This is a genomic window from Mesorhizobium sp. BR115XR7A, assembly GCF_020165315.1.
In the GTDB taxonomy this organism is placed as follows: Bacteria; Pseudomonadota; Alphaproteobacteria; order Rhizobiales; family Rhizobiaceae; genus Mesorhizobium; species Mesorhizobium australicum.
This window is the reverse complement of record NZ_JAIUHW010000008.1, coordinates 1-13,346: the sequence shown is the minus strand read 5'-3', so window position 1 is coordinate 13,346 and position 13,346 is coordinate 1. Positions and strand designations below refer to the sequence as shown.

The 13,346-nt window shown below is 63.2% G+C and carries 11 protein-coding genes and 1 pseudogene; 10 read left to right on the top strand and 2 right to left on the bottom strand.

Translation table 11 applies throughout. The features are described 5' to 3' along the window. The first annotated feature begins 27 nt into the window (after positions 1 to 27). The 3 genes and pseudogenes from LB557_RS17865 (at position 28) to LB557_RS17855 (ending at position 2,685) form a co-directional block, all read left to right on the top strand. The gene (locus LB557_RS17865) at positions 28 to 885 is read left to right on the top strand and encodes an ABC transporter substrate-binding protein (protein ID WP_224641964.1); all 858 of its coding nucleotides are present in this window, start codon (positions 28 to 30) and stop codon (positions 883 to 885) included. 56 nt (positions 886 to 941) lie between these two features. After that, positions 942 to 1,882 (top strand): annotated as a pseudogene (locus LB557_RS17860) (amino acid ABC transporter permease). Next, a complete protein-coding gene (locus tag LB557_RS17855; protein ID WP_318013355.1) occupies positions 1,879 to 2,685 on the top strand; it encodes an amino acid ABC transporter ATP-binding protein in 807 nt (268 codons plus the stop codon). Before LB557_RS17860 ends, LB557_RS17855 begins: the two are co-directional and overlap by 4 nt. 19 nt (positions 2,686 to 2,704) lie before the next feature. On the opposite strand, the gene LB557_RS17850 is transcribed toward LB557_RS17855, so the two are convergent. Continuing rightward, positions 2,705 to 3,613: a hydrogen peroxide-inducible genes activator gene (locus tag LB557_RS17850; protein WP_015316520.1), complete on the bottom strand. Its 909-nt coding sequence runs from the start codon at positions 3,611 to 3,613 to the stop codon at positions 2,705 to 2,707. 177 nt (positions 3,614 to 3,790) lie between these two features. Between LB557_RS17850 and katG the strand changes: the two genes are divergently transcribed. Next, positions 3,791 to 6,001 carry a catalase/peroxidase HPI gene (katG, locus tag LB557_RS17845; protein ID WP_224641960.1) on the top strand — a complete coding sequence of 737 codons (2,211 nt, stop codon included), beginning with the start codon at positions 3,791 to 3,793 and terminating at the stop codon, positions 5,999 to 6,001. 68 nt (positions 6,002 to 6,069) lie between these two features. On the opposite strand, the gene LB557_RS17840 is transcribed toward katG, so the two are convergent. Continuing rightward, on the bottom strand, positions 6,070 to 6,747 hold the full coding sequence (locus LB557_RS17840; RefSeq protein ID WP_015316522.1) for an MIP family channel protein: 678 nt from the start codon (positions 6,745 to 6,747) through the stop codon (positions 6,070 to 6,072). Between the two features lie 315 nt (positions 6,748 to 7,062). Between LB557_RS17840 and LB557_RS17835 the strand changes: the two genes are divergently transcribed. The 6 genes from LB557_RS17835 to LB557_RS17810 all read left to right on the top strand — a co-directional run. Continuing rightward, positions 7,063 to 8,352 (top strand): RsmB/NOP family class I SAM-dependent RNA methyltransferase, encoded by a 1,290-nt coding sequence (locus tag LB557_RS17835; RefSeq protein ID WP_015316523.1) that lies wholly within the window; start codon positions 7,063 to 7,065, stop codon positions 8,350 to 8,352. A gap of 72 nt (positions 8,353 to 8,424) precedes the next feature. Beyond that, a complete protein-coding gene (locus LB557_RS17830) occupies positions 8,425 to 8,877 on the top strand; it encodes a TspO/MBR family protein (protein WP_224623095.1) in 453 nt (150 codons plus the stop codon). A 98-nt stretch (positions 8,878 to 8,975) separates the two neighbouring features. Beyond that, positions 8,976 to 9,434: a PaaI family thioesterase gene (locus tag LB557_RS17825; protein WP_015316525.1), complete on the top strand. Its 459-nt coding sequence runs from the start codon at positions 8,976 to 8,978 to the stop codon at positions 9,432 to 9,434. Positions 9,435 to 9,539: 105 nt separating this feature from the next. Beyond that, positions 9,540 to 10,208, top strand: coding sequence for a 5'-methylthioadenosine/S-adenosylhomocysteine nucleosidase (locus LB557_RS17820; RefSeq protein ID WP_015316526.1), 669 nt, complete (start codon positions 9,540 to 9,542; stop codon positions 10,206 to 10,208). A 55-nt stretch (positions 10,209 to 10,263) separates the two neighbouring features. Next, complete coding sequence (gene guaA / locus LB557_RS17815) at positions 10,264 to 11,826, top strand: glutamine-hydrolyzing GMP synthase (protein ID WP_140876644.1); 1,563 nt, start codon at positions 10,264 to 10,266, stop codon at positions 11,824 to 11,826. A 759-nt stretch (positions 11,827 to 12,585) separates the two neighbouring features. Then, on the top strand, positions 12,586 to 13,346 hold a 761-nt coding region (locus tag LB557_RS17810; protein WP_210243720.1), incomplete at its 3' end, for a VCBS domain-containing protein.

The window sequence follows — 13,346 nt, the reverse complement described above, 5'->3', positions numbered from 1 at the left end:
AACAAGGACAAGAAAAGGGGAACAGCAATGAACAGATATCTGCGAATGACCAGCCTTGCACTGGCGCTCTCCACCACCGTCGGGGGCGGGGTTTCCAAAGCCGCCGACGTGCCGAAATCGGCTGAGGTGAAAGAGAGCGGAACGCTCGCCGTCGCCAACACTCTGGACTTCGCGCCGTTCGAATATCTCGACGCCGACGGCAAGCAGACCGGCATCATCGTCGAACTCGCCGGCGAGGTGGCCAAGCTCGTCGACGCCAAGCTCGATATCCAGCGCACGCCGTTCCCGTCGATGATCCCGGGTCTTGCGGCGGGCCGCTTCAAGATCGCCTGGGAGACCTTCTCGGCCACGCCGGAGCGCCTGAAGCAGGTCGATTTCATCATGTTCCTGAAGGCAGGGCTCGCCGTCTCGACATCGCCTGACAAGAAGGCGAGCTTCAGCGGCGACATGCCGCTCTGTGGCAAGCGCATCGGCGTCTCGGCCGGCAGCGCCTCGGATTTCCTGGTCGACAAGCTCGGTAAGGAATGCACCGACAGGGGCCAAAAGGCTATCGAGAAATCGGTGTTCAACTCCTCCACCGATATCGTCCAGGCCGTGCTTTCGGACCGCGTCGACGCGCGTATGGACGATGCCACCGCATCGAGCTATTTCGAGGTGACGAGCAAGGGCCAGTTGGTGGTCCTGCCGACGCTTTACGAGGTCGCGCCGCTCGGCATGGCGATCGCCAAGGACGACAAGCAGACCGCCGACATGATGGTGGCGGCACTTGCCGAACTGTTCAAGAACGGCACGTACAAAGCTATCCTGGAGAAATACGGCATGGGCGCCTATGCGATCAAGGAACCCTACTTCGTCGGCACCATGGACGCGCTTCGCGCCGAATAAAGACCATCCGGCGCCTGATGAACGTCAGGCGCCGGCCCGCAAGCTGGAGACATCCGATGGGCGTTGCCCTCCCGACCGACATCGGCGTCGAGCCAAGCGTTTCCGCCGCCGTGTCACGACTGACCGTCGTGCCGCAGCGCCGCTATGGCATTTGGGTCGGTACGGCGTTCGCCCTGCTGCTGGCCTTCCTCATCATTCGTGCTTTCGCCAGCAACCCGGCCTTTGCCTGGGGCACGGCAGCCGGATACCTGTTCCATCCCTCGATCATGCGAGGCCTCGGCAACACGCTGATGCTCACCGTCATCATCATGGTGCTGGCGATCATTGTCGGCACCATCATCGCGATCATGCGGGTGTCGCCGAGCCCGGTGCTGCGCGCCTTTTCCGGCGTCTACGTCTGGTTCTTCCGGGGTGTCCCAGCCCTGATCCAGCTGATCTTCTGGTTCAACCTGTCGCTGCTGGTGCGCGAAATCTCGCTGACTTTGCCGTTCATAGGCACGCTGTTTTCCGTGCGCACCAATGATTTCATGACGCCGTTCTTCTCCGCCGTGGTGGCGCTTTCGCTGTGCGAGGCCGGCTACATGGCCGAGATCATCCGGGCCGGCATCAAGTCGGTGCCGTCTGGCCAGTCGGAGGCGGCGAGCGCGCTCGGCATGCCCTACCGCATGATCCTGAAGCGCATCACCTTGCCGCAGGCCATGCGCTTCGTGCTGCCGCCGACCGGCAATGAGGCGATCAACCTCCTGAAGATGACGTCGCTGGTGACGTTCATCGCCGTCGACGACCTCTTCTATACCGCGCAGAGCATCTATGCGCGCACCTTCGAGACCATTCCGCTGCTGATCGTGGTCGCCTTCTGGTATCTCGCGGTGGTCAGCATCATGTCGGTGGGGCAGCATTTCCTGGAGCGCCATTTCGGCCGCAGCGATGTCAGACGCGACGCCCTGACGATGCGCACCTTGCGCAACTTGATCACCTGCGCGGCGTTGCCCGATGAGTGATGTGAAGTCCGAAAATCGTGCCCGCTTCGGGGTGCCCGCCAACTCCATGGTGTTCGCGCGCGGCGTGCGCAAAACCTATGGCCAGCTTGAAGTTCTCAAAGGTGTCGACCTCGATGTACCGGAGGGATCGGTCGCCTGCATCATCGGCCCGTCGGGATCGGGCAAGAGCACGTTCCTGCGCTGCATCAACCATTTGGAAAAACTCAGCGGCGGCATCCTGCTCGTCGACAGCCAGTTCGTCGGCTACGACCTCCAGGGCGACAAGCTCTATGAGGTGAAGGACGATCTTCTGTGCCGGCGCCGCGCCGAGATCGGCATGCTGTTCCAGTCGTTCAACCTGTTCTCGCACATGACGGTGATGGAGAACCTGATCGAGGCGCCGATGCAGGTGCGGCGCATTCCAGTCGACCAGGCAAAGACCGAGGCGGAGGTGCTGCTGCGGCGTGTCGGCGTGGCCGACAAGGTCGACCGCTATCCCCGCGAACTGTCCGGGGGCCAGCAGCAGCGTGTCGCGATCGCGCGCGCCCTGGCGATGAAGCCCAAGGTGCTGCTCTTCGACGAGCCGACCTCGGCGCTCGATCCGGAACTGGTCGGCGAAGTCCTGCAGGTTATGCGCGACCTTGCCGAGAGCGGCATGACGATGGTCGTCGTCACCCACGAGGTCGGCTTTGCCCGCGAGATCGGCGACCAGCTCGTGTTCATGGACGGCGGCGTGATCGTCGAACGCGGCGCGCCGCGCGAGATGATCGCCAACCCGGTGTCGCCGCGCACCCGCGAGTTCCTGTCGCGGGTGCTGTAACGAGCGTTAGGGCCACCTCTCAGGCCGCCAACAGCGCCGGGCCTAGCCCCCGTATAATCTTGGCTAGCTCGACGCATTCCCCGTGCCGCGCATTGTTGCGTCGCCAGGCCAGGCAGATCATGCGCTGCGGCATCGGTTCCTGGAACGGCACGATCTTGAGGTCGGGGATGGTGCCGGCGGGGCCGGTCGCCATTTCGGGGATGAGCGTGACGCCGAGCCCGTGCGCCACCATCTGCAGGAGCGTGGTCAGGCTGGTCGCGCCATAGCTTGCCATCGCCACCGGCCGCACATTGCCGCAGACGGCCAGCGCCTGTTCGCGCAGGCAATGGCCTTCTTCCAGCAGCATCAGTCTTTCCAGCGCCGGGCTCTCGGGTGGAACCGGCGGCGAGGCAAAGGCCGGATCGTCCGACGGCACGGCCAGGAAGAACCGGTCGGGAAAGAGCGCCTCGGTGATCAGTCCTGGATGGTCGAGCGGAAGTGCCGCGATGAAGGCGTCGAGTTTTCGCGATGCGGTGTCTTCGACCAGGGAGGTGGTGACCGCCTCGCGCAATTCGAGCAGCAAGGCCGGGAAATGCTTCTTCAGTTCGGGCAAGGCGCGTGGCAGAAGATAGGGCGCGACAGTCGGGATGATGCCCAGCCGGAAGCGTCCCTCCATGGCCGTGCGGCCGCGCCGGGCCGTCGTTTCCACGTCGCGTATGTCAGCCAGGATGCGCTCGATACGCGGCAACAGGGCGATCGCCTCGTCCGTCATGCGCACCGACTTGCCGCCGCGTTCGAACAGCCGGCAGTTCAGCCGTTGCTCCATTTCGGCGATCTGCGAGGACAGCGCCGGCTGGCTGACACCGGCAAGTTTCGCCGCACGCCCGAAATGCAGCGTCTGCGCCAGCGCGTCGAAATAATGCATCTGGCGAACTGTCAGTCCGATCATGCGGTCAAGGCCATCATAAGAAAATCCTATCGAAATAAACAGGAAAGACAATTTGTTTTTATCGACGGTCTGGCCTAGGCTGGAATGGTTCCAGATTGGCGCGGGCCGCTGGCCGCCCCCAAAATCTCGGCAAAAATCAACCTCGGCAAGTCAAACCTCGGCAAATTGGAGTGAGAGATGGACGCGAAAACCGACGACAGCAGCGCGGGCAAATGCCCTGTCGCGCATGGACCCGCCGGCCGGACCAACCGTGACTGGTGGCCGAACCAGCTTGACCTTGGCGTTCTCCATCAGCAGTCGAACCTGTCGGACCCGATGGGCGAGGACTTCGACTATGCCAAGGAATTCGCCAGCCTCGATCTCGATGCGGTCATCAAGGACCTGCACCAAGTGATGACGGATTCGCAGGATTGGTGGCCCGCCGACTTCGGCCATTACGGGCCGCTGTTCATCCGCATGGCCTGGCACAGCGCCGGCACCTACCGCATCGGTGATGGCCGCGGCGGTGCCGGAGCCGGCCAGCAGCGTTTCGCGCCGCTCAACAGCTGGCCTGACAACGCCAATCTCGACAAGGCGCGCCGCCTGCTCTGGCCGGTCAAGCAGAAATATGGCCGCAAGATTTCCTGGGCCGACCTGTTGATCCTCACCGGCAACGTCGCGCTGGAATCGATGGGCTTCAAGACCTTCGGCTTCGCCGGCGGCCGCGCCGACGTCTGGGAGCCCGAGCAGGACGTGGACTGGGGTTCGGAAACCAAGTGGCTGGGCGACGAGCGCTACTCGGGCGATCGTGAGCTTCGCGGCCATCTCGGCGCCGTGCAGATGGGCCTGATCTACGTCAATCCGGAAGGGCCGAACGGCAAGCCCGATCCGCTGGCCTCGGCCCGTGATATCCGGGAAACCTTCGCGCGCATGGCGATGAACGACGAAGAAACCGTGGCGCTGATTGCCGGCGGCCACACTTTCGGCAAGACCCACGGCGCCGGCGATGCCTCGCTGGTGGGCGCGGAGCCGGAAGGTGCCGGCATCGAGGCGCAGGGCCTCGGCTGGTCGAGCAAACATGCGTCAGGCATTGCCGGCGACGCCATCACCTCGGGTCTCGAAGTCACCTGGACCACGACGCCGACCAAGTGGAGCAACAACTTCTTCGACAATCTGTTCAATTTCGAATGGGAGCTGACGAAGAGCCCGGCGGGCGCCCATCAGTGGACGCCGAAGGGTGGCGCCGGTGCCGGCACGGTGCCGGATGCGCACAACCCCTCGAAGCATCACGCGCCGGCCATGCTGACCACCGACCTCGCGCTGCGGGCCGACCCGGCCTATGAGAAGGTCTCGCGGCGTTTCCATGAACATCCGGATCAGTTCGCCGATGCCTTCGCCCGCGCCTGGTTCAAGCTGACCCATCGCGACATGGGTCCGGCGGTGCGCTATCTCGGCCCGTTGGTGCCCAAGGAAGAGCTGATCTGGCAGGACCCGATCCCGGCGCTCGACCATGAACTGGTCAACGAGCAGGACATCGCATCGCTGAAGGCCAAGATCCTGGCCTCCGGCCTGTCGGTTTCCGAACTGGTCTCGACGGCCTGGGCCGCGGCTTCGACCTTCCGCAACTCCGACAAGCGCGGCGGCGCCAATGGCGCACGCATCCGGTTGGCGCCGCAGAAGGACTGGGAAGTCAACCAGCCGGCCGAACTGTCGAAGGTGCTTGCCAGGCTCGAAGGCATCCAGACGGAGTTCAACACCGCGCAGACCGGCGACAAGAAGGTCTCGCTGGCCGACCTGATCGTGCTCGGCGGTGTCGCCGCGGTCGAGAAGGCCGCCAAGGATGGCGGCAACGACGTGAAGGTGCCGTTCACGCCCGGCCGCATGGATGCATCGCAGGAGCAGACGGACGTCCACTCCTTTGCCGCGCTCGAGCCGAAAGTCGACGGCTTCCGCAACTATGTCAGGGGCAAGCAGCCCATGTCGGTTGAAGCCATGCTGGTCGACCGCGCGCAGTTGCTGGGCCTGACGGCGCCGGAACTGACGGTGCTTGTTGGGGGCTTGCGGGTGCTCGGCGCCAACACCGGGCACTCAAAGCACGGCGTGTTCACCGACAGGCCGGGTAGGCTGACCAACGACTTTTTCGTCAACCTGCTCAGCATGAGCACGGTCTGGGATCCGGCTGCCGGTTCTGTTCCGGGTTCGGAAGAAGTGTACGAAGCGCGCGACCGCAAAACCAAGGCAGTCAGGTGGACCGGCACCCGTGCCGACCTGATCTTCGGTTCGCATGCGCAGCTGCGGGCATTGGCCGAGGTCTACGGATCGGCGGACGCCGGGCAGAAATTCGCCCGAGATTTCGTTGCGGCATGGACCAAGGTGATGAACGCCGACCGCTTTGACATCGCGGCCTGACCCGAGCTTGAGGACCTACGAAAGAGGCGCGGGCCACGGCCCGCGCCTCTTGCATTCAGGCTCTGGAATCAATCCTTCTCGAAGACACGCGCCTTGGCGACGACGCCGGCAATGGCGCCGCCGATCAGCGGTGCGACGATGAACAACCAGAGCTGGCTGAGTGCGGCACCGCCGGTAAACAGCGCCGGGCCGATCGAGCGCGCCGGATTGACCGAGGTACCGGTGACCGGGATCATGGCGAAGTGAATGCCCGCTAGCGTCAGGCCGATGACCAGGCCGGCAAACGCCGTCGAGTGTTTTTCAGCGGTAACGCCAAGGATCACCGTGACGAAGGTGAAGGTGCCGATCAGCTCCCACAGGAACGCCGAGCTCATGCCCCATTTCGTCTCGTCCCAGCCATTGGCGCCGAAGCCGCCGGTATGGCCGCCGGTCTGGCCGGAAACGATGATCCACAACGCCAGCGAGGCGATGATGGCACCGATGATCTGCGCGATCCAATAGGGGATGACGTCCTTGGCCGGCAGCCGGCCAGCCAGGAACACGCCGAGCGTCACCGCCGGATTGAGATGCGCGCCCGAAATCGGGCCGATCGCATAGGCCGCCGCGATGAGGCCGATGCCGAATGCCAGACCGATGCCTTCCTGGCCAAGCGGCAGCGCGCCGCCGAAGCCCCCCGTCACCACGGACGCCGTACCGATGAACACCAACAGAAATGTGCCTAGAACTTCCGCCAGATAAATCTTCATTGCCCTCTCCTCGTGACGATCCGCCGGTCCACGTTTCCGCGCCGCGAATCATGACGGCAAGAGTATTCCCAACCGAAAAACTTGGAAAGCAGAGCTGTAGCGCCACACGCCGTCCTTCCGGCCGCCAGTTAAGAACATTAGAGATCTTGTATCTACTAGTCCGCCTGCTTCTAACCGCCGCGAAGATTTACCGGTCGGACAGGTTTCGCCGATCACCGCCAGCTTGCGCTCGCGGCGAAGCCGGGCGGGGTTCAATCCGGACGTGAAAGGCTTTAAGAGCAGACCGGATAATGTGCTCGATTGATGGAATGACGAATGCGACTGGGCGGACGGCTGGCTGCGGCCATTGAAGTGCTGGAGGACATTGGTCGGCGTCACCGGCCGGTGGCCGACGCGCTGAAGGATTGGGGCCTGTCCCATCGCTTCGCCGGCGGTGGGGATCGCGCCGCGATCGGCAACATCGTCTACGACGCGCTGCGCCGCAAGCGCTCCGCCGGCTGGTTGCTGGGCGAAGACACGCCGCGTGCCATCGGCTTCGGGGCGCTGCTGCTCGAATGGAGCCAGACGGCGCAGTCGCTCAACGCAGCGCTCGAAGGTGACAAATTCGCGCCGCCGCTGCTGAGCGCCACGGAACTCCAGGCAATGGCGGAACGCCGGCTTGCCGACGCGCCGCCCGCTGTTCGCGCCGACATTCCCGATTGGTGCGAACCGCTTTTCGAGCGAGCCTTCGGCGAGACATGGGTCGAGGAGGGCGCGGCGCTCGCCACACGTCCGCCGCTCGACATCCGGGTCAACACGCTGCAGGCCAATCGCGCCAAGGTGTTGGCCGAACTCGCGCAGACCGGTGCCAGTGCCGCACGGATCGCACCCTACGGCATCCGCATCCCGCCGATCGACGGTGACGGCCGGCATCCGAACGTGCAAGCCGAGCCGGCCTTTCAGAAAGGCTGGTTCGAGGTCCAGGACGAGGGGTCGCAAATTGCGGCGGCGCTTGCCGGCGCGACGGCTGGCATGCAGGTGCTCGATTTCTGCGCCGGCGCAGGCGGCAAGACGCTGGCGTTGTCGGCGGCGATGGACAACCACGGTCAAATCTTCGCTCACGATGCCGAAAAGGCGCGGCTGGCGCCAATCTTCGACCGCATTCGCCGCTCGGAAAACCGCAATGTGCAGGTCACCACCAAGCCGGCCGAGCTTGCCCCATTGACCGGCCACATGGACATCGTGCTGGTCGACGCGCCCTGCACCGGCAGCGGCACCTGGCGGCGGCGTCCCGACGCCAAATGGCGGCTGACGCAGAGACAGCTTGATGCCCGCAAGGGCGAGCAGGCGACGATCCTCGATGCCGCCAGAACCTACGTCAAACCCGGTGGCCTGCTGGTCTACGTAACCTGCTCCGTGTTCGACGAGGAGAACGGTGAACAAATCGCCGCGTTTCGCGAGCGGCACGGCGGCTTTGCCCCGGTCGATCATCGCCAGCTCTGGGACAGCCGTTTTCCCGGCCATACCGCCGCGATGCGGATCGGTGCCCTGGGTGGCATTTCGCTCTCGCCGGCGTTGAGCGGCACAGACGGATTTTATTTTTGCGCCTTGCGCCGGGCGAACTGACGCTGTCGTTGACAGCTGCCCGCAGCGCCCCAATTGCAGATGCGCGGCGTTGCGCCGCCACAGGGTGAGTGCTTGCAAAGATATCTGTCGCTTCTGCTGTTCCTCGTCCTGGTGCTGGGCGGAGGCCTGCTGATCGGTTTCGCCACCTTGCCAGGTGCCTGGTATGCATCGCTGGCCAAGCCTTCCTTCAATCCGCCCAACTGGATTTTCGCGCCTGCCTGGACACTGCTCTATGTGCTGATCGCCGTGGCCGGCTGGCGGACATGGTTGCGGGACCCGGCCGGCACCGCGATGAAGATCTGGGGCGCTCAGCTCGTCCTGAATTTCGTGTGGTCGCCAATCTTCTTCGGCGCAAAAATGATGGGGCCTGCTCTGGTCATCATCGTGCTTCTTCTGGCCGTCATCGCGCTGTTTATCGCAAGCGTCTGGACCCGCGATCGGCTCGCCGCCTGGCTTTTCGTGCCCTACGCGGCGTGGGTGGCGTTCGCCACCTTGCTCAACGCCTCGCTTCTTTGGCTGAACTAGGTGGCGTTCGATGCGGTTTGCTGCAGTGCAGCAAAAGCATTTGCCTGCCGCTCATGCCTCTGCGATAAGCTTTCCCGTCAAACGTGAAGGCAACGGCGATGGCAGCAAAGATCGTACCGGCTCCGGACTATGAGGATCGCGTCAGGGCGTCCTTCGCCCGCCAGCAGGCGATGGCGACGATCGGCGCCGAACTGACATTGGTGACCCCCGGCATCATCGAGATCGAGATGCCTTATTCGGCGGCGCTGACCCAGCAGCATGGGTTCCTGCATGCCGGCGTCATTTCGACGGCGCTGGACTCGGCTTGCGGCTATGCGGCGTTCTCGCTCATGCCGGAGAATTCCGGCGTGCTGACCATCGAATTCAAGGTCAACCTTCTGGCGCCGGGCCGGGGCGAGCGTTTTTTGTTCCGCGGTTCGGTGACCAAACCCGGCCGTACCATCATCGTTGCCGACGGCCAGGCCTATGCCTTCGCCGCCGACGGCGAGGCCAAGCTGATCGCCACCATGACCGGGACGATGATGACGGTGCTAGGCCGCGATGGTATCGCTGGGTGAGTGGCCGGTTCGCCGCGGGCGAATTTAATCGTGCCGGCGGCACGGAGCTGCCGCCGGCAGCGGCCATGCCGTTGGCCATAATGTAGCGCAAGCAGGAGGATCGCCATGACTGGCAACGTCGTGCGCATTGGCGGCAAGGATGTCCTCTTCGTCATGGCGGCGCGGGCCGAATATGGCCAGCATCTGCAGCGACTGTTCACGCCGCTGATGACGGGTGTGGGCCCGGTCGAGGCCGGCGTCAGGCTGGGCGCCGAACTGTCCTGGTTGAAGTCGGACAAGGCATTGCCCGATCTGGTGGTATCGCTCGGCTCTGCTGGCAGCCGGACCCTGGAGCAGACCGAAATCTACCAGGCCGTCTCCGTCAGCTATCGCGACATCGATGCCTCGCCGCTGGGCTTCGAAAAAGGCGCGACGCCGTTTCTCGACCTGCCGGTGATCGTACCGTTGCCGTTACGTATTCCCGAAATCAAGGAGGCGACACTGTCGACCGGCGGCGCCGTCATTACCGGCGCGGCGTACGAAGCGATCGCCGCCGACATGGTCGACATGGAGACCTTCGCCTGCTTGCGCGCCTGTCAGCTTTTCGACATCCCGCTCATCGGGCTGCGCGGTATTTCCGACGGCGCGGCTGATCTCAGGCACGTCGGCGACTGGACCGAATATCTGCACGTCATCGATGAAAAGCTGGCCGACGCCGTCATGCGGCTCGAACAGGCGATCGGTTCGGGCTTGCTCCGGCCGGATTCACCTGGTGACGAGGCGATACCGCTCTGAAAGTCAGGCGACGCAACCCATTGCGCAGACTCGTTTCTTTCTCTAAAGGCTCGCCATGACGACAGCCAATCACACCGACACCGTCCTGATTGTCGATTTCGGCAGCCAGTTTACGCAGCTCATCGCCCGCCGCATCCGCGAGGCCGGCGTGTTTTCCGAGATCGTGCCGTTCCAGTCGGCCGAGGCGGCATTCAAGCGCATCAACCCGAAAGCGGTCATCCTGTCCGGCGGCCCGGCTTCGACGTCCGATATCGGCAGCCCGCGCGCGCCGCAGATCGTCTTCGATGCCGGCGTGCCTGTGCTTGGCATCTGCTATGGCCAGATGGCCATGTGCGTGCAGATGGGTGGCGTCGCCGAAAGCTCCAACCATCGCGAATTCGGCCGCGCCTTTGTCGAGATCGAGAAGGACAGCCCGCTATTCGAGGGCCTGTGGGCCACAGGCCAGCGCCATCAGGTGTGGATGAGTCATGGCGATCGCGTCATCGCCCTGCCGCCTGGCTTCGAGGTGTTCGGCAAATCGGAAAGCTCGCCCTTCGCCATCTTCGGCAATGTCGAACGCAGGATGTACGGCATCATGTTCCACCCCGAGGTGGTGCATACGCCGGATGGTGCGAGGCTGCTCAGGAACTTCGTCCACAACATCGCCGGCATCGAAGGCGACTGGACGATGCGCGCCTATCGCGAGCACGCGGTCGAGGCGATCCGCAAGCAGGTCGGCAAGGGCAAGGTCATCTGCGCGCTGTCGGGCGGCGTGGATTCCTCGGTGGCTGCCCTTCTGATCCACGAGGCGGTCGGCGACCAGCTCACCTGCATTCTTGTCGACCATGGCCTGATGCGCAAGGACGAGGCCGCTGGTGTGGTGGCGATGTTCCGCCAGCACTACAATCTGCCTTTGATCCTGGTCGACGCCTCGGACAAGTTCATCTCGCAGTTGGAAGGCGAGTCCGACCCGGAAAAGAAGCGCAAGACCATTGGCCGGTTGTTCATCGAAGTGTTCGAGGACGAGGCCAAGAAGCTCGGCGGCGCCGATTTCCTGGCGCAAGGCACGCTCTATCCCGACGTCATCGAGAGCGTCTCCTTCACCGGCGGCCCCTCGGTCACCATCAAGTCCCACCACAATGTCGGCGGCCTGCCCGAGCGCATGAACATGCAACTGGTCGAGCCGTTGCGCGAATTGTTCAAGGACGAGGTGAGGGCGCTGGGCAAGGAACTCGGCCTGCCCGAAAGCTTCATCGGACGCCATCCGTTCCCAGGCCCCGGCCTCGCCATCCGCTGCCCGGGCGGCATCACGCGGGAAAAGCTGGAGATCCTGCGCGAGGCCGACGCCATCTATCTCGACGAAATCCGCAAGGCCGGCCTCTATGACGCGATCTGGCAGGCCTTCGCCGTGCTGCTGCCGGTGCAGACTGTCGGCGTCATGGGCGACGGCCGCACCTACGAATTCGTCTGTGCGCTACGCGCCGTGACCTCCGTCGACGGCATGACGGCTGATTTCTATCACTACGACATGGCCTTCCTGGGCGCCGCCGCCACCCGCATCATCAATGAAGTCCGCGGCATCAACCGCGTGGTGTATGACGTCACGTCGAAGCCGCCTGGCACAATCGAGTGGGAGTGAAGGAGCGGCAATCGCGTAGTTTCGGCGGCGATTTTCGCCATCGAGAATTGTTCTCGTGTCCGTGTCTCACTTTCGCTGAACTGGTATTCTTCATCTCCAATCTGGCAAGTCCGATCTGCCCAAGTCCCTTACGAGGTAAAGACCTTTAAGAAGGGGGATACGGCGTAAAACGGCGTGCACAAAGGCAAGGTCTGCTTCGCGCCTTGTCATCCTCGGAGTGATCTGCGTTGGAGCGCGAAACTTCCGGATGTCCGGCTCGACCGTGGCAGCGATCAAGGTCCAGCGTTAGTGCACTGGCGGGCTCTCGTTACGCTGCCCCGCATCTTCTGCCGCGCTGGGCCATTTCCGGCGTGCACTCGTTTGATCTCACAAGCCGATCCGGGTGGCTGTAGCTCCTTCATGCTCGAATATTAACTGTTCGCCCAAGTTGGACGTTGACGCTTGCTTGCCAGTAGAGTTAATAATCTCCTAATATAAGCATTGTCTAAAATCTCTTGATCGGAAACCGGCGATTTAGGCGATGCAATTGGGTTGGGAGACGCAGCGCTGCGACAACGCCGTCGCAGCCGCCATCATGCGATCATCATCCGCTAGCTCCAGCCGGCACTGCTTGTCCGGCAGGCTCGCTGATGATGCGCCGCACTCGCTTTCAACCCAGCTGCGTGGCGACTTTGGGATCGATGCTCGGACAGAGCGTGGTCGTACAGGACTATTAACAAACAGGCGTTGGGGCGTCTGCTACAGAAACAGGGGTTGAAAATGGCTACTCAGGTCACCGGTGCCGGCGGCACCACGGCGTCATTCTCCAATACACCGCAGGCAAAGGACGACCTGTTCACCAGCAGCACCACCGGGCTTAATGAGGATAGTTCTCAACCCATCTTCCTGAATGTGATGGCCAACGATCTCGGCGGGAACGCCAAGACGCTTTGGTCGGTCGACAACGGGATCAACAATACAGGCGCGATGAGTGGATACTCCGCTGCTGATTTGTTGACACAAGACTCGGCGCGGAGCGAAATCGGCAGCTCCGACACAAGTTCTAACGGCGCGAAAATCTGGATCACATCCGACGGACTCGTTGGATACGACGCGGCTACCTTAACAGCGGCTTTCAAGACGCAATTACAAAACTTGAATGCAGGGCAATACCTGACTGACACGTTTATCTATTCAATTCGGCTCGGCAATGGAACGCTCAGTTGGGCAACCGCCACAGTACAGTTCGCCGGAACCAACGACGCGGCCGTGATTTCCGGAGTCTCTACGGGCGCAGTGATCGAAGCGGGTGGCGTCGGCAATGGAGTTCCTGGGACGCCGACGGCGAGCGGCACGCTCACCGACACCGACGTCGACAACACACCCAATACATTCCAGGCCGTCGCGGCCGGACATGCAAGTGACCATGGCTACGGCACGTATCAGATGACCACGGGTGGCGTCTGGACCTATACGCTCGACAACGGCAACGCCACGGTCCAGGCGCTCAATGTCGGCGACACGACCACCGACACCTTCAC